The sequence below is a fragment of the Pseudoalteromonas rhizosphaerae genome (assembly GCF_902498845.1).
GTDB classification, from domain to species: domain Bacteria; phylum Pseudomonadota; class Gammaproteobacteria; order Enterobacterales; family Alteromonadaceae; genus Pseudoalteromonas; species Pseudoalteromonas rhizosphaerae.
Map to the genome: position 1 here is coordinate 62348 of NZ_CABVLM010000017.1, position 22876 is coordinate 85223.

Annotated in this window: 23 protein-coding genes; 18 read left to right on the plus strand and 5 right to left on the minus strand. The window is 41.0% G+C overall.

What is annotated here, in order from left to right; genetic code table 11:
• Window positions 1-4: 4 nt before the first annotated feature.
• Entirely contained in the window at window positions 5-3292 is a 3288-nt protein-coding gene (locus tag PSR9079_RS20635; protein WP_149983087.1) for an efflux RND transporter permease subunit, read from the plus strand.
• A complete protein-coding gene (locus PSR9079_RS20640; RefSeq protein ID WP_149983088.1) occupies window positions 3282-4343 on the plus strand; it encodes an efflux RND transporter periplasmic adaptor subunit in 1062 nt (353 codons plus the stop codon). Before PSR9079_RS20635 ends, PSR9079_RS20640 begins: the two co-directional genes overlap by 11 nt.
• Here the strand turns inward: PSR9079_RS20640 and PSR9079_RS20645 are convergent.
• The gene (locus PSR9079_RS20645) at window positions 4336-5013 is read right to left on the minus strand and encodes a nitroreductase family protein (protein WP_149983089.1); all 678 of its coding nucleotides are present in this window, start codon (window positions 5011-5013) and stop codon (window positions 4336-4338) included. The genes PSR9079_RS20640 and PSR9079_RS20645 overlap by 8 nt on opposite strands.
• A gap of 250 nt (window positions 5014-5263) precedes the next feature.
• Here PSR9079_RS20645 and PSR9079_RS20650 point away from each other — a divergent pair, with 250 nt between their 5' ends.
• From PSR9079_RS20650 to PSR9079_RS20670, 5 genes are all read left to right on the plus strand, one after another.
• Window positions 5264-8263 (plus strand): TonB-dependent receptor, encoded by a 3000-nt coding sequence (locus PSR9079_RS20650; protein ID WP_149983090.1) that lies wholly within the window; start codon window positions 5264-5266, stop codon window positions 8261-8263.
• A 146-nt stretch (window positions 8264-8409) separates the two neighbouring features.
• Window positions 8410-9120, plus strand: a complete 711-nt coding sequence (locus PSR9079_RS20655) for a Slam-dependent surface lipoprotein (protein WP_149983091.1) — start codon at window positions 8410-8412, stop codon at window positions 9118-9120.
• A gap of 61 nt (window positions 9121-9181) precedes the next feature.
• Window positions 9182-10678, plus strand: a complete 1497-nt coding sequence (locus PSR9079_RS20660) for a surface lipoprotein assembly modifier (RefSeq protein ID WP_149983092.1) — start codon at window positions 9182-9184, stop codon at window positions 10676-10678.
• A gap of 108 nt (window positions 10679-10786) precedes the next feature.
• Window positions 10787-11302, plus strand: coding sequence for a sigma-70 family RNA polymerase sigma factor (locus tag PSR9079_RS20665; protein ID WP_149983093.1), 516 nt, complete (start codon window positions 10787-10789; stop codon window positions 11300-11302).
• A 2-nt stretch (window positions 11303-11304) separates the two neighbouring features.
• Entirely contained in the window at window positions 11305-12243 is a 939-nt protein-coding gene (locus PSR9079_RS20670) for a FecR domain-containing protein (RefSeq protein ID WP_149983094.1), read from the plus strand.
• A gap of 534 nt (window positions 12244-12777) precedes the next feature.
• On the opposite strand, the gene PSR9079_RS20675 is transcribed toward PSR9079_RS20670, so the two are convergent.
• Entirely contained in the window at window positions 12778-13152 is a 375-nt protein-coding gene (locus tag PSR9079_RS20675; protein WP_149983095.1) for a DUF5329 family protein, read from the minus strand.
• 254 nt (window positions 13153-13406) lie between these two features.
• Here PSR9079_RS20675 and PSR9079_RS20680 point away from each other — a divergent pair, with 254 nt between their 5' ends.
• On the plus strand, window positions 13407-14300 hold the full coding sequence (locus tag PSR9079_RS20680) for an aldo/keto reductase (RefSeq protein ID WP_149983096.1): 894 nt from the start codon (window positions 13407-13409) through the stop codon (window positions 14298-14300).
• A 142-nt stretch (window positions 14301-14442) separates the two neighbouring features.
• Here PSR9079_RS20680 and PSR9079_RS20685 read toward each other — a convergent pair whose 3' ends face one another.
• From PSR9079_RS20685 to PSR9079_RS20695, 3 genes are all read right to left on the minus strand, one after another.
• Window positions 14443-15120: a TorF family putative porin gene (locus tag PSR9079_RS20685; RefSeq protein ID WP_145241933.1), complete on the minus strand. Its 678-nt coding sequence runs from the start codon at window positions 15118-15120 to the stop codon at window positions 14443-14445.
• A 289-nt stretch (window positions 15121-15409) separates the two neighbouring features.
• Complete coding sequence (locus PSR9079_RS20690) at window positions 15410-16573, minus strand: hypothetical protein (protein WP_149983097.1); 1164 nt, start codon at window positions 16571-16573, stop codon at window positions 15410-15412.
• Between the two features lie 157 nt (window positions 16574-16730).
• Window positions 16731-16922 (minus strand): helix-turn-helix transcriptional regulator, encoded by a 192-nt coding sequence (locus tag PSR9079_RS20695; protein WP_149983100.1) that lies wholly within the window; start codon window positions 16920-16922, stop codon window positions 16731-16733.
• 142 nt (window positions 16923-17064) lie between these two features.
• Here PSR9079_RS20695 and PSR9079_RS20700 point away from each other — a divergent pair, with 142 nt between their 5' ends.
• From PSR9079_RS20700 to rpmD, 10 genes are all read left to right on the plus strand, one after another.
• On the plus strand, window positions 17065-19005 hold the full coding sequence (locus PSR9079_RS20700) for an AsmA family protein (protein ID WP_149983098.1): 1941 nt from the start codon (window positions 17065-17067) through the stop codon (window positions 19003-19005).
• Between the two features lie 277 nt (window positions 19006-19282).
• Window positions 19283-19651 (plus strand): 50S ribosomal protein L14, encoded by a 369-nt coding sequence (gene rplN / locus PSR9079_RS20705; protein WP_011329449.1) that lies wholly within the window; start codon window positions 19283-19285, stop codon window positions 19649-19651.
• A 10-nt stretch (window positions 19652-19661) separates the two neighbouring features.
• Window positions 19662-19976, plus strand: a complete 315-nt coding sequence (gene rplX / locus PSR9079_RS20710) for a 50S ribosomal protein L24 (RefSeq protein ID WP_016710194.1) — start codon at window positions 19662-19664, stop codon at window positions 19974-19976.
• A gap of 16 nt (window positions 19977-19992) precedes the next feature.
• Window positions 19993-20532, plus strand: coding sequence for a 50S ribosomal protein L5 (gene rplE / locus PSR9079_RS20715; protein WP_016710195.1), 540 nt, complete (start codon window positions 19993-19995; stop codon window positions 20530-20532).
• Window positions 20533-20542: 10 nt separating this feature from the next.
• On the plus strand, window positions 20543-20848 hold the full coding sequence (gene rpsN, locus PSR9079_RS20720) for a 30S ribosomal protein S14 (RefSeq protein ID WP_058562128.1): 306 nt from the start codon (window positions 20543-20545) through the stop codon (window positions 20846-20848).
• 21 nt (window positions 20849-20869) lie between these two features.
• Window positions 20870-21262 (plus strand): 30S ribosomal protein S8, encoded by a 393-nt coding sequence (gene rpsH / locus PSR9079_RS20725; protein WP_145241923.1) that lies wholly within the window; start codon window positions 20870-20872, stop codon window positions 21260-21262.
• A gap of 13 nt (window positions 21263-21275) precedes the next feature.
• Window positions 21276-21809 carry a 50S ribosomal protein L6 gene (gene rplF / locus PSR9079_RS20730; protein WP_145241920.1) on the plus strand — a complete coding sequence of 178 codons (534 nt, stop codon included), beginning with the start codon at window positions 21276-21278 and terminating at the stop codon, window positions 21807-21809.
• A gap of 9 nt (window positions 21810-21818) precedes the next feature.
• On the plus strand, window positions 21819-22169 hold the full coding sequence (rplR, locus tag PSR9079_RS20735) for a 50S ribosomal protein L18 (protein WP_008115388.1): 351 nt from the start codon (window positions 21819-21821) through the stop codon (window positions 22167-22169).
• Between the two features lie 9 nt (window positions 22170-22178).
• Window positions 22179-22685: a 30S ribosomal protein S5 gene (gene rpsE / locus PSR9079_RS20740; RefSeq protein ID WP_002959485.1), complete on the plus strand. Its 507-nt coding sequence runs from the start codon at window positions 22179-22181 to the stop codon at window positions 22683-22685.
• A 3-nt stretch (window positions 22686-22688) separates the two neighbouring features.
• Window positions 22689-22871: a 50S ribosomal protein L30 gene (gene rpmD / locus PSR9079_RS20745; RefSeq protein ID WP_016710201.1), complete on the plus strand. Its 183-nt coding sequence runs from the start codon at window positions 22689-22691 to the stop codon at window positions 22869-22871.
• Window positions 22872-22876 lie beyond the last annotated feature (5 nt).

Here is a 22876-nt window from a genome sequence, read left to right on the forward strand (position 1 = left end):
CCAAATGGATAAGCTCGACAGTGCAGTAAAAAATAGTCTTAACGGGCGTATTCCTATCATTATTTTTGTAATGGCTGTGTTGCTTGGCATTATGGCTTTACAGCAAACTCCCCGTGAAGAAGAACCGCAAATAGTGGTGCCGATGCTGGATATTTATGTCTCAGCTCCTAACATTGAAGCTCCCGAAGTGGCAAGGCTGGTCACGCAACCACTCGAAAAGTTATTGGCGCAATTACGCGGTGTTGAGCATATTTATTCAACCACACAAAGTAATGGCACTGTGGTGACATTGCGCTTTACTGTGGGTCATGATCGTGAACAAGCAATCCTCGATACTTACGCCAAACTATATAGTTATCAACATACCATGGCGTCATTTATTAGCTCATGGCAGGTGCGCCCGGTCGAAGTAAATGACGTGCCGATTGTGATGCTAGGCTTATTTAGTAAAGATCCTAAATTATATAACGACTATGAGTTAACCCGTTTTGCTAACGAAATTGCGAATAGTTTACAGCGCATAGAAAACACCAGTGAAGTTAAAGTGATTGCTGGGCGCAAACGCACTTTAACGGTCAATTTAGATGCGACGGCCCTAGCAGCTCATCAAACTACGCTCAGCGATGTTTATTATGCACTGAGTGTATCTAATCAATTATCTCAGGTTGGCAGTGTTGTTAATGCAGAGCAACAAATCATGCTACAAGCTGGTGATGTGTTACGAACAAAAGCCGCGATTGAGCAGCTTGTTGTAAATGTTATTAACGGCAAAAGTGTTTATTTAAAAGATATTGCAAAAGTACTCGATGGACCAAGTGAGCCTGAAAATTATCAGTGGCTAGCGCAATCTGATACCACACAAGAGCATCCTTTAGTCACCTTAAGTGTTGCTAAAAAAGCGGGCACAAATGCAGTCGCGGTCGCAAATGATGTACACGCAATGATGGCTGATTTAAAAACTAATTTTTTACCTTCGCAAATAGATTACACAATACTTAGAGATTACGGGCAAACCGCTAACGAAAAAGTGAATAATTTAACCTCAAGCTTAGTGTTTGCGGTATTTACCGTAGTGATTTTTGTTGGTGTATTTTTAGGCTGGCGAGCCGCTATCGTTGTTGGTTTAGCTGTGCCAATTTGTTATGGCATAACCTTAAGCCTCGATTTTGCGTTTGGTTACACCATTAACCGAGTAACGTTATTTGCATTGATATTATCACTGGGCTTGCTGGTGGATGATCCGATAACGGGCATTGATAATATTAGCCGTTTTTTACAAAACAAAGACAATAAAAAACAACAGATTGTCGCTGCAATGAGCGAAATACGTGGTGCATTATTAATGTCGACACTGACCATCATGGTGGCTTTTATTCCTTTGGCTTATATCACTGGCATGATGGGCCCATATATGGCACCAATGGCATTTAATGTGCCTGTAAGCGTGATGGTCTCAACCATTGTGGCATTCTTTGTAACTCCTTGGCTTGCCATGAAGTTATTAAAACAACCGGTTGTTGAGCACAATGATTTAACTTCCCCTAAAGTAGCTATTTATGAACGCTTATTAACGCCTTTACTGGCCAGTAAAGGGCGCGCAAAACTGATTTTATGGGCAACCTTAGGATTATTTATTATCAGTGCATTGCTGCCCGTGATGCGAATGGTGCCGCTGAAGTTATTGCCGTTTGATAATAAAAATGAACTACAAGTACTGATAGATATGCCCGAGGGGACGAATCTGGAGCAAACAACACTGACCGCTCGTAAAGTACAAGCTATAACATGGCAGCTTAGTGAAGTAAGTGAAATAGCTGCGTATGTAGGGCAACCATCAAGCATGGATTTTAATGGTATGGTGCGCGGTTATTATCGCCGTGAGGCCGCTAATTTAGCTGAGCTTAGAGTATTACTATTAGACAAAGCGCAGCGCGAGCAGCAGTCTCATGGTGTCGTGATGCGTTTACGTAAACAGCTTGAGCCATTGGCCGTTAATGGCATTGTGATAAAAGTGGTTGAAGTTCCACCCGGGCCGCCAGTATTTAGCACCTTAGTGGCTGAAGTGTATCGTGATCCGTTTGTTGATACGCAAACCCACCATCAAGCGGCTCAACAAGTTGCACAACGACTGAAGCAAGAGCCCCATGTGGTTGAAGTTGATACAAGTATTGCAGCCACGGCACCGATGCAGCGCTTTATTACCGATAAAGCCAAGGCGGCTTTGTCGGCGGTATCAACACAAGATATTGCCAATACATTAACGATTGCATCTGCGGGTAAAAATGTGGGCGTAATGTATGTCAGTGGTGAAACGCAGCCCGTTGAGATCAAAATGCAATTACCATATCAGCAGCGAAACCAATTAGCGCAACTGCTTGCTATACAAATCAGAGGTGATAGAGAGCTGGCAAAATCAACTAATGAGTTTGGTTTAACTAGTGCGCCACGACCGTTGGTGGCTTTATCTGAGCTGGGTGAATTTCATAACCTAAATGTCGCAAAACCGATTATGCGTAAAGACCAACGCGAGGTTGTATACGTGATGGCAGAGCTTAATGGCCGTACTCCCGCAGAAATCATTGCGGACGTAAACGCTGATTTAAATGTAAGTAGCGATGATTTTGAGCAAACAAATTGGTTAGCCCGCAGCTTTTTTAATAACGGTGGAACTCAGGCTTGGCAATTACCACAAGGCACGCATGTAACGTTTAGTGGTGAAGGTGAATGGCGGATCACAATTGATGTGTTTAGAGATATGGGAATTGCGTTTGCTTTTGCGTTAACCGCCATTTTTATTATTTTACGAATACAAACGCAATCTGCCAGTTTATCGCTGATTATTATGTCGGCTATTCCACTTACTGTGATTGGTATTATGCCGGGTTTTTGGTTAATAAATCAGTTTGGTGAGCGCTCCATAGCCGGTGCTCCAGAGCCTGTGCTATTCACCGCAACAGCGATGATCGGCATGATAGCACTTGCTGGTATTGTGGTGCGTAACTCGCTTATTTTAGTTGAGTTTATTAATCAAGCTCGCGGGCAAGGGATGGCAATAAAAGCGGCATTGATTGCCGCAGGCACAACGCGGATGCGACCAGTACTACTGACTGCGGGCACAACTTTATTAGGCAACTTAGTGATTACGTTAGACCCCGTATTTAGTGGTCTTGCTATTGCTATTATTTTTGGCATTGTGGCATCAACATTGTTTTCGTTGTTTGTGGTGCCGTTAGTTTATTATTTAGTGTTTGCGAACACACAAACAACCGAGGATGAAGCTCATGCAAGGTAAATCAAAACTGTTCGGCTCAATCATTGCGTTGTTAGTGATTATTGTTGCCGTGCTTTATATGGCAGGTAGCTTTTCAAATAAACAAGCCGCAGGAAATAAACCCGTATTAGCAACGACATATGAGGGAAAAGTCGCTACCGTTGAACTGACGGCGATCAAGCGCAGTGAATATGTTCCCGGTACTGTGATTGCAAAACAAAACACGCAAATTTCGTCACGAGTGATGGCACAAGTGGAACGTTTAAATGTACGTGCTGGTGATAGTGTTGTGCAAGGCGATGTTCTCATTACTTTGCAGCAAGACGATTTTAAAGCGCAATTGGCACAAAGTGATGCGCAAATAAAAGCCATTCAAGCGTCACTTACACAAGCTGATAAACAGCTTAAGCGCGTAACTGACTTATATTCACAAGGGTTGGTATCGGTTAGTGATAATGATGAGGCAAAAGCGAAATTTGATAACTTAACCGCAAGCTTAGCTGTTGCCAAGCAACAGCAAACCCAAGCACAAGTCGCACTTGAATTTACCCGTATAAAAGCGCCCATTTCTGGAGTTGTTGTAGAGCGGTTAGTTGAACCAGGTGATACCGCAGTGCCTGGTTCACCTTTATTGGCACTTTATAATCCACAACAATTACAGCTTGAATTTAATGTGCGAGAACGTCAGGCAATTAGCCTCACACTGGGTCAAAGCTTAACGATCAGTTTGCCTTCACTTAATATAACCGCTGTTGCGGTGGTGAGTGAAATTGTTCCGATTGCCGATAGTGCTGCACGTAGCATGTTAATTCGTTTAGAGTTGCCAACACAATCAAACTTGATGCCTGGTTTATATGCACAGCTTCACTTGCCACTGGATACCGAGCAAGGAATTTTAATTGAGCCAAGTTGGGTGCATGAGTACGGTCAATTAGCCATGGTATATGTTATTAACGAGCAAAAGATTGAGCGCCGCTTTGTTCGTTTAGGGGAGGTGATTAATGCTAAACAGCATATTATCGCCGGGCTTAACGCCGGCGACACATTAGCGGTGGATTTTAAACCTAAATGAAGGTCGCAACTTCATCGAGTGATTTTTTCACCAAGGCATGATTAGGCACAGTAGCATCATCACTTGGGTAACCGACAATGAGCAGCATATAGGGGCGTTCGTTGTCTTTGTCGCGGCCACAAATGTCGGTTAAAAAGCTCATTGGTTTAGGTGTGTGAGTTAGTGTTGCAAGCCCTGCGCGATGTAATGCTTGAATTAAAAAGCCGGTGGCAATACCGACTGACTCATGCACATAGTAGTTGGTGTTTTTATCATTAGTATTTAAGCCGCCTTTCTTTTGGCTGAATACGGCAATTAGCCAAGGTGCATGCTCTAAATAAGGTTTGCTGGCATCAGTGCCTAATGGCTTTAGAGCATCTAACCACTCTTCACCAGCGCGGCCTTCATAAAATGAGCGTTCTAATTTCTCGGCTGCTTCACGAATTTGCTTTTTCACATCACTACTATTAATTGCTACAAAATGCCACGGTTGGTGGTTTGCACCACTTGGTGCTGTAGCTGCGGCTTTAATGCAGGTTTGAATAATATCTTTTGGCACCGGTCGGTCGCTAAAACTACGAATTGTATGACGACGCTGACTGGTCGTTAAAAACTCATTAGCGCGTTCTAGCATCTGTTCATGTGGATATTCAATAAAGTCTGTAAGTGGTTGGTGGTCATGTTGCTGCATGGCTTTTCGCTTCTTATTAAATGTTGATAACTATTTTTATACCTAGTAGCGAGATCAGGTGCAAGTAATATTTTGCTTACGTTTTTCTGTTTTCAGATAACAATATTACTTTGTCGGTTTTCATTACCATGGCTAATTTGTGGGTAAAAAAGACAGTGGAAGAGTAAAAATTAAATTATTTTTTGAGGAATCGTCACTTTCATTCGGTGTATTGCTTAGTTGATACGTAACGAAAAGAAAGGAAGTCGACATGAAATATTTACCTAAACCTAAATTACTCACCTTATTGCTCAGTGCCCACCTTGGGATTATTAGTTTGGCAGCGCCAGGGCTGTCATATGCGGCTAAGCCTCATATTCATACTTTTAATATTCCCGCAGGCAAGCTTGATGATAGTTTAAATCAGCTGGCGATTACCGCAGGTATAGAGTTTCATTTAGATGCTAGTTTGTCGCAAAAAACCCAAAGCCCTTCATTACAAGGTCGTTATAGTCCTGAGCAGGCTATGAATATTCTACTCTCTAATAGTGGGCTTTATAGTGTGGTTCAAACAGATGGCTCGTATCGAATTTTAGCTAAAGCTAGCGAAAATAGAATGATATTAGATACCATCAATGTGGCTACTGGAGATAATTATGGTGTCACTCGTGATGAAGCTGGTAAGCATGCAATTTATGATGACGATATATCAACGGTATATACATCAATAGATGAAATAGAGCGATATAAGGGTAAAGATGCTGCTGATTTGTTTAAAGGTATGCTCAATATTTACAGCGGTGATGCACGAAATGGTGGGGGTGTTGACCCGAGTATTCGCGGGGTACAAGGACCAGGGCGAGTGCCATTATCAATAGACGGTACTGAGCAAGCAATTACAGTGTGGCGCGGCTATCGCGGCGTTTCAAATCGTAATTATGTTGATTCAAATTTAATTGGCAGTATTAAAGCAATAAAAGGCCCTTCACTAACTCCAAATGCACATACTTCAGTTGGTGGGGGGGTACAAGTTAGCACTATTAGTGCTAGCGACGTACTGCTTGAAGGGGAAACCAGCGGTGGGGGTCTTGTAATGGAAAGTAGTAATAATGCCGTTGCTCCTAAGCTGCCGACTTTATTGACTGGGCAGGATTACAGGGAGGTGGAAGGTTTCCCGCAAATGACACCTAATTTTGCTTACGGCGACCCTTCTTTATGGAAAGAGATGAGTGGTGATAAAGAAAATAACCCCTTGTCTGGTGAAGACTATGCTTATCGTTTAGCGCTAGCTACGCGCCAAGATAACTATGAATTACTTGCAGCTTATGCATATCGTAATAAGGGCAACTACTTTAGTGGCACAAAAAAATCAGAGTTTTACAATCAGCCTAATGACCAAGAGTTTAATATTACTAAAATGAATCCGCGTTCTTTAGCGCACCGTCAACGACCAGGTTATGAAGTGCCAAATACCTCCAGCGAGTTGGAATCTTTCTTACTCAAAGGTGAATTTAATATTAGTGAAAACCAGCAATTAAACCTCGGTGCACGTATCACTAATGCGCAGTACGGTGAAATTATGGCAAGTCGAGCTGGTGACATAGGTGAAAATGGTGAAATGGCGCAATGGCCTCTTAGCAAAGTTGAAGCACAAGCCTATAACATTAAATATCAGTGGAACCCGAAAAGTAAGTTTATTAACGTCACTTCAAACCTCTGGAGCACCCATACCATTAGCAATACTAACTCTGCTGGGGGGTTCCCAAATTACGCTAATGCTATTTGGGAGTTAGCGGATCCTGATGCAAGCCCAATAATACGTAATACAGCAGTTGCCAATAACCGTGAGAATCGTTTTGGTTTTGATGTAAGTAACCAAATGATGTTATCGGATGAGTTGGAGCTAACTATGTCAGCGCGTTATCAATATCATAAAATTCGCTCAGAAGATGAATATCGCGGTACAGTCGATGGTTGGAAGCACTGGCCTCGTGAGGGCAGACGAGAAGAGCTTGAAGGGCAGTTTAATTTTAAATGGATGCCTAGTGAGTCGCTGATACTTTCAGCTGGTGCGAGTTATAAAAGTTATTGGGCGATTGATGACTTTTTATCAAGCCGAATTGCGGCTGAGGATGAGCGCTTTACGAAAGAGCACTCTGCCGCTGAAGGGGTATATTTAGAGTATAAAACAGCTTACACAGAAGCGGAACATCAAGAAATAAGGGAGCAAGAGAGAGAGCAGTATAGCGATCTTTTCTTAGGCGATGCTGCAGGCCTTGAAGACTTTTTAAGCTACCTTGAAGATGTCCGAGAAATGAAAAATAAAGTCAATTTAGAGCCTTGGTTACATAATGGTGAGGGTAAATACCGCAGAGCAAATAATATATGTGTTAACGGTGAATTGAATAACGTAGCTAATTATATAGAAGGCAGTTGTCGCCAAGCGGGTGGGCCTGTTAATGAGTACGAGAAGCCAATTGAGGGCGGTAAAAAAAAGGGCAGCCACTGGGCTCCAGGATTTGCTGCAACTTATTTACTTAATGAACATAGTCGAGTGTACATACGTTATACCGAGGGCATCCGCTTCCCGAGTATGTTCGAAAGTACTTTAGGCTTCTCGGCTAATAACAACCCTTACACAGATATTAAACCAGAGCATACCTATAATTATGAAACTGCGTTTGTACATAACTTTGAACAAGGGGACATTAAATTAACCTACTTTCATCATAAAACAAAAGATGTCATAGAACGCTCAGGTAATTTACTTCGTTTTTATAATATTGATAAGCAAACGCTGCAAGGATTTGAGTTTCAAGGCCGCTATGACAATGGTTCGTTTTTTGCTGATTTAAGTTTATCTCACATGACTAAGAATGAAGTCTGTGATGAAAGCCTTGCAATTACTCAGGACCCTGTCGAGGGCTCTGTTCCTAATTGTGTACATGCTGGTTTTGCAGGTGGTTACTTAAGTGATCAAGCTATTCCTAATGACTCGGTTAACTTGAGCCTTGGTGGTCGTTATTTCGAAAATTCCTTAGAAACCGGATTACGAAGTGTGTATTTATCAGCCAGTAAAACTGAAGAAGATCTTGAGCGAGATAAAGCGCTGACTTTTGACGCATACGCAAAGTATATTTGGAGTGAGCGCCTTAACGTTGAGTTAGTAGCCACTAACTTGACTGATCTTTATTATATTGACCCACTGGTTCGTTCGAGCGTTCCAGCTCCTGGTAGAACTGTGAAGTTAAAACTACAAATGAACTTTTAATTTATTGAATTAGCTTAAAAAATAAACCCACAAACTAAATAGTTATTATTTTTTGTGGGTTTTTATTTTTCGTTCGGTGTAGTTAATGAAAGCACCTTAGTTGTGCTTTTTATTTCATTGATTTTTTATTTAAAAGGAACTGAAAAATGAACAAATTATTCGCAACACTCGCCGTACTTACAACCACTTTTAGCTTTGCTGCCCATGCAAATTACGTAGGTACTCAAAATGACAATACCAATATTGAAGTAGGAGAGTCTACGGTTAATGGTGGTCCTCATGTAGCAGGTCGAGCTGGTATTGGCATTGCGGCAATGGGCTCTACTCAACAGAAAGTTGATTTTCAGGCGTTATCAGCTTATGCCCAACCAACTAACGGTATTCACTCTTTAAGCATGGGTCATGGTGGTACTGGCACATTTAATTTTGCAAAAGTGGGTACTAGCGATGTCTGGTTTGGTGAATGGTCACAAGATTTTAACGGTAATGGCAACGACCGCGCAGTATATTATGTTGGTAATAATACCAACACGACAGTACCAGTAAGTGGTATAGCTAGTTATGCAGTTAAAGGAGTAAATAAGTTCAGTGGTAATAATCAACTTACAGGCGATTTTACGGCTGATTTTGGTGCTCAGAAGTTAACAGGTAGCCTAGCTAATTCATCTCTTTCATTAACAGTGAATGCAAACATAACATCATCCACAGCTGCATTTAATGGTACCTCGTTAGCAAATGGTACTTCTCGGGGTGTAGCTACAGGCCATTTCTTTGGTGCTGATGCTGCGTCACTTGCAGGTATTGCTACCTTTGCTGATCGTCAATTAGATACTGCGTTTGGTGGAACTAAAAAGTAATCGCAATTATTTAGTTGGGGCTAATATTTGGCCCCTTTAATTGACGCTTTTGAGTATTATTATGAACCATCAAAATAAAAGTCATTATTACCGTAATACAGTGCAATTATGGGTAGTAATGTTAGTGTTAAACTCCCCTCTCTTATCTGCATCGACTGAAACGCGATTACATTTACAGCAACGTATAGAGCAAAATATAAAACAAAATGAGCATTCAATGGTTGCCGATGCGGCGCATGATTCAGCTAAGTCTTCCTCTTTTACAATTAATGGTCAGCAAATCCAAGTTAATAACAATGTTCATGAATTAGGCCAAGCAGTCTATTTGTTAGTTCAGCATAAACAATGGCCAGCAGCACAAGATTTTTTATCTCGCTATGTGGCACTAAAAAATTACGATGTAATGCTAGCTCATTATGCGCAAGGTGCGATTGCTCGATCTGCTGGACGTTTAAACGAAGCTGAACAGCAACATTTGGCTGTATTAGCTCAGCGACAAGACTTTTTACCTAGTCAATTAGAGTTGGCGCGGGTGTTGTTTGATAATAATAAAAATACTGATGCGCTTATATTGTTTGAACATATTGCTGAGCAGTTACCAAATGACAACCCTAAGGTTGACGGTGTGCGCCACACTGTAAATAGTTTTATTGATGCGCTTAACTATCGTCAAGCTTGGCGGGGGTCTTTTGCGTTAGGGCCAAGTTTTAGCGATAACTTGAATCAGTCATCACAAAGTTATACGTGTTTGCTTTCGCTGCCGAGCGAAGAGTGTTTAATTGAGCGTGAAACCCCTCAGGCTGTATCGGGAGACGGTGTTGACTTTGATGCAAATATTAGTAAACGATTCGCTTATTCTGGTCACCACGGATTGAGTTTCCGAGGTCTTGCGTATGGCAGTAATTATCTAAGTAACAGTGAATATAATGAGCACACTGTGATTGCTAATTTAGGTTATAGCTATCAAACGGCTTATGAGCAATTTTCAGCGTCTGGGCAATTTAAATACAATGCATTAGGCAATAGTACGCTTTACAGTGCTGCGGGTGTTAAGCTTGATTGGCTAACAAACCTGTCGAAAAAACTAAATGTAAAACTTGAGCTTGAAATTGAACAGCAGTCTTATCAACCTCAGCACTATAGTTATCAATCCGGTACACAATTGGCAAATTACAATACCCTTTGGTATCAGCTTAATGAACAATGGTTACTGTTTGGTGGTCTAGATTACAGTAAAAAGAATAACAGTGAACAGGTACATGCTTACCAATTATTTTCGAGTAGATTTGGTGTCAATAAGCGCTGGAGTAATGGGGTAGAGACAACTTTCTTTGCATCGCTCAGATCGCGTAAATATGAACAGTATAGTGCTTTATTGGCGCAAAAGCGTAAAGACCTTGAGCAAAATTACACACTGATTGTAAGCATGCCAAATCTAGCTGTATTTAGTATGACACCAATTTTTACCTTAAATCATACTGCTGTTAACAGTAATGTAGATTGGCTATATAGTTATGATAAAAACAGTGTCAGTTTAAAGTTTGAGAAAAAGTTTTAAAAACTCTCTTTATTCACAAGTTAATGTAAAGGCAAAAGGAGGTTTGCCTTGAATTAACTGCAATTAATAAGTATTATCATTCGCATTCATTTTTTGGGGTGATACAGAATGATAAGCAATCCTGTCAATATAGCGTGTATTGATGATATGTATAAAAAGCACAGTAACTGGCTGTCTATTTATATTCAACGCCGCTTAGGTTGTCCTGAAACCACAGCAGATTTAGTACAAGATACTTATTTGCGCATGTTAGCAAAAACAACACTACCAAGCATGCGAGACTCTCGGCGTTATTTAACGCATATTGCTAAAGGGTTGGTGATAGATTTGTATCGCAAGCGCAATGTAGAAGCTGCGTATTTAGAGTTAATTGCAAATGATCCTATTGCTCTGTCGGCATCTGCAGAGTCTCAGCTGCTAATGATTGAAGCGCTGACGGAAATAGATAATCTTTTGCAGCGGTTACCCGAAAAAGTCCGCCAAGCATTATTGATGCGTCAGCTTGAAAATATGAGTTATAAACAAATAGCAAAGCAATTAAATGTTTCTGTGTCGTCGGTAGAAAAATACATAGCCAGAGCATTACAAAGTTGTTTAATGGTTAACCTAGAAATGTTGTTTTAATCATGACGCAAATCTCGCCTGAGACAATACAACAAGCCGCGGTTTGGATGGCTAGATTATGGGCTGAAGATGTTAGCCAAGATGATAAAAGTGCTTTTAAAACTTGGTATGAGGCTGAGCCCGAACATGCCTTAGTATGGCAGCGGTTAGAGCAACTGCAGGAGACATTTCATCAAGCTCCGCAATCTGAACTTAGTCGTGCAGTATTAGCACGTAAGAAAAAGGGATTATCACGGCGACAGCTACTTGTATTAGGTCTCTTTAGCCTAGCGAATCTGAGTTTGATTTTTGCGGGGCGAGCAAGCCAACCTCGTGGGCGTGAATATGTTACTGCCGTTGGAGAAATTAAAACCGTTACCCTAAATGACGGTACGATCATGGCTTTGAATACAGATACTCTCGTTTATATTGACTTCGATCAGTCAGCACGAAGATTACACTTATTACAAGGAGAAATATCTGTCACCAGCGCACGCCATACAGCCCCTTTATATGTGACCACGCGAGATGGAAAAGCTGTGCCAATTGGTACACGTTTTACTGTCAAGCAACAAGAGTATCGCACTTTAGTTGAAGTCTATGAAGGGGTTGTGGAGCTTCGACCCAAGCAGGGCGTAGAGTTACTTAGATTGAAAGCCACGCAGCAAGCTGTTTTTGATATAAACAGTATTATGCTAATACAACATTTACTCACAACTAAGCCGTTATGGCTTGAGCATAAAATACAAGCAAATGGCAGCAAATTAACCGATTTTATTGCCGAACTTGCTCGTTACCGACGGGGTGTTATCAGTGTTGAACCGCAGCTTGCGAAGTATAAAGTTACAGGGACTTTTTCAACAAAGGATACAGATAAAACTCTACGGCACTTGAGTGAAATATTGCCTATAGAAATCCACTATCGCTTGCCTTTCTGGTTATCAATTAAAGAACGAAATTAAAGTGTCATAGCTCTACAGGCTTATAATTCAGTGCTAATGAAAAGGCGCTGCAGATATGCATAGCTGAGTGTATTAATTGGGTTTATTATTCGCTTTAACATCAAACAACTATGCAGCTGTTTGCGCGCTGAAATTAGACAAGCCAAAATGTTATTACTATCCAGCATGACGAAATTATAGTGATAATGCTAGTATCACTTACAGAGCTACTATTTGATTACTGTGCTGTTGTGTGGCTTTCACTTTTAGTTAAAATCGGTGATTATTTTTTGTGTTTCGTTTTAGCATTCGTGGCAAAATCAGGTGCAAGTACTATCTAGTTTACAACTTTGCTATTTTATTTTTATTTTATTTTTATTTGATTATTATTTTAAGGTTGTGTTCACAAAATGTTCAGCTATGTTTGCATATGATACTTCATTAAATGAATAATATGAAAGTTAAGCAATTTCTTGAACTCACAAATATCAGCTCAAGAATCGTTTGTATTTCAGAATTTAAATCACCTCTCCTAAGAGTGAAACCAAGCCGCACTTATTGCGGCTTTTCTGTGGTTCTAAAATGAGCTAACTCGTTTGTAAGCCATTTTTTACTGATTATTTTTGTACCATCTTTGAGAATAACGGTATAAGGTTTGCCACTCCATGAGCTTTTACTGGCAAGATTTTCAATAAACTCATCAGTAGTTTTAGCGTAGCGTTTACCTTTGTGGTATTTCATAGCAAGATGATCAGCGGCTTCGGTGCTGGTGTGTTGATCACCGTTACGAATGAAAGTCGCGTTGCTTTGCGCGATAAAGCTGAGCAAATGAGTGACTTCTTGTTCAGTGGTTGCTGCAAAGCTCAACTGACTAACCGTGAGTAAAAGGCAAGCCATCAGCCTGTATATAGTGTGGGTTAAGTCTTTCATCTGTAGCCTCATTTAATCCAAAAAGTTTATTACGTTACCTGTGACCTGTGCCATCAAAAAAAGGTAAAGCTCTGAATAAAACTGATGTGCTAATGCATGTGCTGGTATAACTTTCAGCTATTAATACCTTATTTATTATGTAGAATAATACATCAATAAGGTCAATTAAATTATCATGGCTTATTGGGATACTGTTTTGGTACTTGCATTGAACTTGCCGGGACAATATTTATTACAAAAATAAAGGTGGAATTATGAACAGCTCAGATCGCGCTATTGACGAACTAGTACTTGGGTTTTGGCGATTATTAGATTGGCAAATTACTCCACAACAGTGTTTAACTTTTCTTGAGCAAGCAATTGAAGCCGGCGTAAGGCACACCGATCACGCTGACATTTACGGTGGATATGGTTGTGAGGCGGAGTTTGGTAAAGCTTTAGCTTTAAAGCCAAGTATTCGTGATGAGATCAAAATTATTACCAAGTGCGGTATTAAACCTGCTTTTGCAAGCTTAGGATTAGCAGGCCTAGCTAATCATTACGATTCGAGTGCCGCACATATTATTAGCTCAGCACAGCAATCGTTAAAGCATTTTAATACCGATAGATTAGATGCATTACTTATTCATCGCCCTGATTATTTGATGAATGCAGACGAAGTAGCTGAGGCATTCACTACTCTTAAGCAAAATGGTGATGTACTCGAATTTGGTGTATCAAACTTTACGCCATCACAACTAAGTTTATTGCAGTCGCGTCTTGATTTTGAATTGGTGACCAATCAAATTGAATTTTCACCGTATGAAATGCAAGCACTTGATGATGGTAGTTTAGACCAATGTCAGTTACTTGATATTAAACCTATGTGTTGGTCACCTTTGGCTGGCGGTCGCATTTTTGCAGAAAATGATGAAAAAGCGATTCGCCTGCGTCATGTACTCGAACAAGTAGGCAGTGAAATTGGTGCAAGTTCTATTGATCAAGTAGTTTACGCGTGGTTATTAATGCACCCAAGTTCCCCATCAGTGGTACTGGGCACTGGCAACATTGAGCGTGTTAAATCGGCTGTTGCCGCTAAGCAGTTAAAACTCAGTCGTGAACAATGGTATCGTATTTGGCAAGGTTCAACAGGGCACAGTGTGCCATAGGAGTTTTAAGCTATAAGCTATAAGCAGTCTGAGTTTAGGGTAAGTCTTGACATAAAATCTGAACTTAGTCGCTTTTTACCGCTTACCAAGATCGAGAAAGGGCCTTACGGCCCTTAGTGTTGCAGCAAGTAACACATTCTTTTTATAGGCTAAAGTCCATTGAAAAAGCAACGTAAGCCTTAATATCACTGTCATCCATATCGGTATCAGATAGACCAAAAGTGAAGCCATCTTTAGAGATAGATACGCCGTAGTCGATGATGTCGTCATCACCAATAAAGTCGCCTGAGTAATGGCCTAAGTGTAAGGCCATTTCAGTGCCATTAGTACCAACTGCGAAACCGTAATCTGCAGTCAGGTATAACGAATCACCAAAGTCTGTGCCATCACCGCTTGCGGCTGAAGTTGCAAGAACTGATGCGCCAAAGCTAAAGCCACCCATACTGATGCTACCGTAAATTTCAGAAAAATCAGCGTCTGCGCCAGAAGCTGCATCAGGGTAAGCGTAATAGATGTAGCCAACGTCGTAGCTCATATTTTCATTAATATCGCCACCAAAACCAGCATAGAGATCAAGCTCGTAGGTCATTTCATCGGCCCAGCTTGCATTTGAAGCCCAAGTACCAGCATAAAAACCTGATTCGTTGGCATAATCAATACCACCTGAAATTGCAGCATCACCACCGGTTTGTTCTTGACCACGCCATAAGTAGTTTGAAGTTGCTGCGGCATTGGCTGTTACTTCTGCATATGCTGCTGTAGATGTTGCACCCATGAGTACAAGTGTGCTGATCGCAATTGCTGATTTTAGTTTTAACATGTTTGGTATCCTGTTGTTATGCTGATTTTTTGGCTCGCAATTATTAATTAGATTACAGTCTATAATTGCGGATCCTATTTTTAGTTGTCTACCAGGATAATTGCACTGCTTGTGCCAAGTTAAATGAAAAGCAATAATTTATATTTAAATTACTTTATAAACAACGGTATAAATATTTATAGTGAAAGGAGGAGATTGTTTTTTACGAAGCTTGCGCACTTTATTGGTGCGTAAAAAAACCCGCATGCACAACTCAGTTGCAGCGGGTTTTTGTATTTTTTACTATGGTTTAACCAAAAATAGTACGCATTAGGCTGATTGTTTCGTTCACGCCACGGCCTTTTTGTACTTCGCTGATAATTGAATCACGCTTTGCGCGAATATGCTCAGGCATATCGTCAGCAGCAAGTGCGCGATCAACAAGTATTTCAGCAGACTCTTTACCACGACGCACTTTTCTAGTGCCAGTGGTTGTTGTACGCTTTGGCTTGCTCAATAACTTGATGTAGTTAGAGTTTTCAGGCGTGTTTTTGTCCGCGTGATAGAAAAAGCACGGAATTAACGCTTTGATTGCAACAAGTTGTTGATCCAGCTCGCTGTCACCACTTGCCATTTTAAACCAAGACATACCATGAACTGCTTGGACAATATCCTGCCAATAACGCGCAAAGTCACGATTATTTAATTTAGTAATAGCCAATGCTGAGCAAAGTGCATCTAAACGGGTGTTATTAATTGGTGTAAAAACATCTGGGCGGCGCATTGCTAATAGACGAGTTGCCGGTGCAAGCGTTGGCTTTTCATTGCTATCAGTAAAGGCTTTTAAATATTTGACCACAAATTCTTGGTAATCAGCTTCAGTTACTTCACCTTCTAAAGGTATATGTGCTAATGCTTCATCAAATAATGCCGGCAGGTCGGCAAGCATTTGATGAAAAGCTTTGGCGCTTTTAGTAGAGCTAAACCATTCGACATCAAAATTATAACTACTTGGATCCAGTGCAGAAGTATGTTTACCACTAAATGCTAATAAATCTTCAGGGATCATCTCTTTCAGTGATTGCTCGCGAATACCAGCTATATAGTTGGCAAGGCGTAACTGTTCATCAAGGGCTAACACATCTTTATGTTGCTCTATAAATACACTAACTACAGGCCAAGGTGCTACGCGTAATGTTTTCAATTGTAAGAAGCTAATTGCTGAAACTAATAAGTCATTAAGCTTTTTTAAAATTGGTAATTGATTGGTTTCGAGTAAATCATGATTAATACGGTTACGGCTAGCATTAAGTAGTTCATAGCACCAACCTAAGAAGTCTTCAGGATGATTTTCTATTTTCACCGCCATCAGGTTTAAGCTGATTTCAGAAGCCTGCTTTAGAATATTTTGATAAATATGGCCTTCTTGTTCGCCTAATGCCATTTGTGAAGGTGAAATGAGCAATTTTTTCATGCCTGATGGTACTCCGGTTAAATACATTTTTCAGTTGTTTAATTTTAGCGCAAAACGTCTTAAAACAACAGGGCTGTGCATCATACCGAAGAATACAGGGGATGCAATCTTGATAAGTTAAATCTGCACAAGATTGCATTTAAAGGGTTTAATCTGCTTATTCAAGTGAAAATAACTGCTCCACAGTAGTTTCAAACTGCCGAGCTATCTTCAATGCAATGATCACTGAAGGTGTAAAGCGTGATGTTTCGACCGTGCTGATTGTTTTGCATGAAACGGCGCTAGCATCGGCTAGCTCTTGCTGTGAAAGCCCGGCGGCTTTGCGAAATTCAGCTATATGGTTTTGCAGCTAAAGGTATCAAAATGTTTCAGTAACAATTCATATATTCACTGTAGAATGCAGGAAATTGCATTTTTCTTCGTTGCACAATGATTTTAATGCTAACTCCCGCTATGATAAGAACATTATTTGCACATTTGAAAGGACCATCATGAAGACCTTATTTAAAGTTATTGGTGTCATATTATTATTGCTTGTTGCTTTAATTATTGCTGCACCGTTTTTAATTCCAACCGATGCCATTTTTAATAAAGTCTCTGAGCAGGTTGAGCAAACCACTGGGCGTACTTTAACTATTAAAGGCGATAAAACATTATCCGTTTTTCCTTCTTTGAAGCTTGAACTTGAAGATGTGCATTTTGCCAATATGAAAACTGGCTCACGTGCAGATATGGCAAGCATGCAGCAACTTGCAGTTCATATTCCTTGGTTTTCGCTATTTGGTGGTGAACTTAAACTAGAAAAGTTTGTGATCAATGAACCCAATATTCTGCTTGAAACAGATAAAAATGGTAAAGCTAACTGGCAGTTATTTGATGCAGTAGCTGCGAAACCTGAGCAGCAAACTCAAGCAGGTGAGGCAGTCAAACTACCTGAAAACTTTGATATTCAATTAGGTGAAGTGGCTATATATGGTGGGTCGTTTACTTATTTAGATGGTCAAACGGGAGCTAAACAGCAAATTAGCGATTTAGAATTGGCTATCTTACTGCCTTCACTGCATAAATCACTCGAAGTCAAAGGTGGGATCACTTATATGCAAGAGCGCTTTGAGCTTGATGTAACAGTTGATAACCCAGCTAAAGCAATAGAAGGTGATACATTTAATGTGACAACTGATGTCACTTCAAAGTTAGTTGATGTTGAGTTTAAAGGCTTAATAGCCGGTCAAGGTAAAGATATTCAAGGTCAATTAGCGCTCAGTGGTGATTCAGTAAAAGACATTGCTAAATGGCAGGGAGTCGAGCTGAACGCTAAAGAAAGCGCCTTTAATGCATTTAGTGTTAGTGGCAAAATGCGTATGCAAGGTGATAAGTTCAACCTAGCTGAATTAGTCGCCACTCTTGATGCATTAGAGATCAAAGGAAAAAGCGAGCTTAATTTAGGTAAGCGTTTAGCCGTTAATGCTGACATCGATTTAGGTATGCTGGACTTAAATCCTTACTTACCTGAGGTGGTAGCGCCAGCAGATAAACCAGAACCTAAAAGTGACGAGCCAGCCAAACCAATTGTATGGGATGACACAAAAATGGATTTAAGTGGCTTAAATGCCTTAGATGCGAATGTGGTGATCCGTTCAAGTGGCTTAAAAGCAAATGAAATCAAACTTGGTGCTAATCAATTCACTGTAAACCTTAACAAAGGCGTAGCAAAAATCAGCCTAGATAAGTTTGCCGCCTACGAAGGTAATGGTAAAGGCACAGTAACGGTTAATGCGAAACAAGCTCCTTACAAAATCAGCACCAACTTCTCGTTAGATAAAATAGATGCACAACCATTGCTAACAGATGCCGCTGGCTTCGATAAGCTAATGGGCAAAGGCTCACTCAATTGGGACTTAGCAACATCAGGTCAGAGCCAAAAAGACTTTATGAGTGCCCTACAGGGTAAACTAGCATTTGAATTTGCCGATGGTGCAGTAAAAGGCGCCAACATTGCTGAAATGGTTCGCAAAGGCAAAGAGCTAATTAAGGGTAACTTTGGTGCAATATCACAAGGGCTAGATACTGGCTTTGATAATTCCCAGCAAACCGACTTCTCTGCGCTAACGGGTAGCTTTAACTTTACCAATGGCGTGGGCAAAAACACGGATCTAAGTTTGTTAAGTCCATTAGTACGTATTAGTGGTGAAGGGGATGTTAATCTACCAGCAACGACAGTTAACTACCGCTTAGTGACAGGCATAGTCGATTCTCTCGAAGGACAGGGTACCCAAGATGACAGTACCGGCTTTAAAATTCCAGTGCGAATCAAAGGACCATTTCATGATGTTGGCATCAGCTTAGATGTAAGCAAAGCGGCAGAAGATGAAGTAAAAGAAAAAGCGAAAGATAAAATTAAAGATAAGTTAAAAGGTTTGTTTGGCAAATAATGCCGATTTTATTCGGTGATAAAACAATCAGGGCATAAAATTGCCCTGATTGTTTTATAATCAATGCTAAAATAGCAAAATATGTTTCATCGACAAAACAACCATCCTCGTTATTCTAAATTAATTAAAAAATAACCTACCACTACCCCCGCAATGCTGATACAATTGCCCGCCCTTGGGAGACAACTAGATTGTTTTTTGAGTGGTTTTTAACCTAAATGTCTTGATTTTAAACAAATTTAAGACAGTTGTAATAACTACACCGGAGGTCATTAACATGATCCAAATGCAAACTCAGCTGGAAGTTGCTGATAACAGCGGCGCTCGCAAAGTGCAGTGTATTAAAGTCTTAGGCGGTTCGCACCGTCGTTATGCAGCGATTGGTGACATCATTAAAGTTTCTGTTAAAGAAGCGATTCCTCGCGGTAAAGTGAAGAAAGGTGATGTTAAAAACGCGGTAGTTGTGCGTACTAAGAAAGGCGTTCGTCGTCCAGATGGTTCTTTGATCCGTTTTGACAGCAATGCGGCTGTTATCTTAAATGATAACTTGCAGCCAATTGGTACACGTATTTTCGGCCCTGTGACTCGCGAACTTCGTAATGATAAGTTCATGAAAATCGTTTCACTAGCCCCAGAAGTACTGTAAGGAGTCAATCATGGCAGCAAAAATCCGTCGTGATGACGAAGTAATCGTTCTAGCAGGTAAAGACAAAGGTAAGCGCGGCAAAGTGCTTTCAGTTGTTACCGAGTCTGGTCGAGTATTTGTCGAAGGCATTAACTTAATCAAGAAGCACCAAAAGCCGGTTCCACAATTGAACCAGCCAGGTGGTATTGTTGAGAAAGAAGCGTCTATTGACGTATCAAACGTTGCGATCTTCAACTCGGAAACGAGTAAAGCAGATCGTGTAGGTTTCAAGATTGAAGATGGTAAGAAATTACGTATCTTTAAATCTACTGGTAAAACTATCTAATAGTTGGAGTAGAATGATGGCGAAACTGCATGAAGTATATAAAGACAAAGTAGTTGCTGAACTTCAAGAGAAGTTTGGTTTCAGCTCTGTCATGCAAGTCCCTCAGATCGAAAAGATCACATTGAATATGGGCGTGGGCGAAGCCCTAGCTGACAAGAAAATTCTAGACAACGCTGTTGCGGATCTAGAAGCAATCGCTGGTCAGAAGCCACTCATTACTAAAGCACGCAAATCTGTTGCTGGCTTTAAAGTACGTGAAGGCTACCCAATTGGTTGTAAAGTAACCCTACGCGGCGAGCGTATGTGGGACTTTTTTGAGCGTTTGGTTTCAATCGCTATCCCACGTATCCGTGACTTCCGTGGTGTAAGTGCTAAGTCTTTTGATGGACGTGGTAACTACAGCATGGGCGTACGTGAACAAATCATCTTCCCAGAAATTGATTATGATAAAGTAGACCGCGTACGCGGTATGGATATCACAATCACTACATCTGCGAAAACAGATGAGGAAGGCCGTGCGTTGTTAGAAGCGTTTAACTTCCCATTCAAGAAATAAGGGTAGGGTTATGGCAAAGAATTCTATGAAAGCGCGCGAAGCAAAGCGCACGAAATTAGTTGCTCAGTTCGCTGAAAAGCGCGCAGCACTAAAAGCTATCATCAGTGATGTGAAAACATCTGACGATGATCGTTGGGACGCGGTACTTAAGCTACAAGCTTTACCACGTGATTCTAGCCCTGCACGTCAACGTAATCGTTGTAACATTACGGGCCGCCCACATGGTTACCTTCGCAAATTCGGCATGAGCCGTATCAAAGTTCGCGAAGCAGCTATGCGCGGTGAAATTCCTGGCCTTAAAAAGGCTAGCTGGTAATAGAATCACGGGAGTAAGACTATGAGCTTGCAAGATCCTATCGCGGATTTGTTTACACGAATTCGTAACGGTCAGTCAGCGAAAAAAGTATCTGTAACGATGCCTAATTCAAAGCTGAAAGTAGCATTAGCTAAAGTATTAAAAGATGAAGGTTATATCGTTGATTTCACAATCAGCGGTGATGTTAAACCTGAGCTTTCTATCGAGTTGAAATACTTCGAAGGCAAAGCTGTTATTGAAAATATCCAGCGTGTTAGCCGCCCTGGTTTGCGTATCTATAAGAGACGTGACGAATTACCAAAGGTAATGGGTGGTCTAGGTATCGCTATCGTATCAACTTCTAAAGGCCTAATGACAGACCGCGCCGCACGTAGTGCTGGTGTTGGTGGTGAAATCATTGGTTTTGTAGCTTAATCGGAGGGGAACTATGTCTCGCATAGCAAAGGCACCAATTAATGTTCCTGCCGGTGTAGAAGTTACATTAAAAGGCCAGGACATCACAGTTAAAGGCAAAAACGGCGAATTAACGCGTACTATCAACTCTGCAGTTGAAGTACAACTTAACGACAACGTTATTACAACTTTACCTCGTGAAGGCGTAGCCAATGCATGGGCACAAGCAGGTACTGCTCGCGCTCTAATCAACAATATGATTGTTGGTACGCATGAAGGTTACGAGAAGAAACTTCAGTTAGTAGGCGTTGGTTACCGTGCTGCAGCTAAGGGTAAAACATTAGATTTAACTCTTGGTTTCTCACACCCAGTTAATTTCGCAGTTCCTGAAGGAATTACGATTGAAACTCCAAGCCAAACAGAAGTTCTAGTTAAGGGCGTAGATAAGCAGTTAGTTGGTCAAACAGCTGCTAACATTCGTGCATACCGTAAACCTGAGCCTTATAAAGGTAAGGGTGTTCGTTATTCAGATGAGAATGTACGCCGTAAAGAGGCTAAGAAGAAGTAAGGTAAGACGATGGATAAAAAAACAGCTCGTCTACGTCGTGCTAAACGCACTCGTAGAAATTATATTGAACAAGGCACAACGCGTCTTGTTATCCACCGCACGCCACGTCACATTTACGCTCAAGTTGTAAACGCTGAGGGTAATGTACTGGCTGCTGCTTCTACTGTTGAGAAAGCTATTAGCGAAACAGTTAAAGGCACAGGCAACGTTGCAGCTGCGCAAGCAGTTGGTAAAGCGGTTGCTGAACGTGCGGCTGACAAAGGCATCGAAAAGATTGCTTTTGATCGCAGTGGCTTTAAATATCACGGCCGTGTGAAGGCGCTAGCAGATGCTGCGCGTGAAGCCGGTTTGCAATTCTAGGAGTAGACAATGGCTAACGTAGAAGCAAAGCAACAACAGCCTGATCTAGCTGAAAAGCTAATCGCGGTGAACCGTGTGTCTAAAGTAGTTAAAGGTGGTCGTATCTTTAGCTTCACTGCACTAACTGTAGTTGGTGACGGCGCAGGTAAAGTAGGTTTCGGTTATGGTAAAGCACGTGAAGTTCCAGCTGCTATTCAAAAAGCAATGGAAAAAGCACGTCGTAACATGATCAACGTAGACCTAAATGGCAACACATTACAGCATCCTGTTAAAGGACGTCATGCTGGCTCTCTTGTGTTTATGAAACCAGCATCTGAAGGTACTGGTATCATCGCAGGTGGTGCTATGCGTGCAGTACTAGAAGTTACTGGTGTGCAGAACGTACTTTCTAAATGTTACGGTTCTACTAACCCGATCAACGTTGTACGTGCAACGATCTCAGCTCTTGAGAATATGAATTCTCCTCAGTCGATCGCTGCAAAACGTGGTCTTCGAGTAGACGAGATTCTGGGGTAAACCATGGCTAATAAAACTGTAAAAGTAACACAAGTAAAGAGCTCTATCGGTCGTTTACCGAAACATAAAGCTACATTACGCGGTCTTGGTTTACGTCGTATCAATCACACTGTTGAGTTAGAAGACACAGCATGTGTACGTGGTATGATCAACCAAGTTTCATACATGGTTAAGGTTGAGGGGTAATTCGA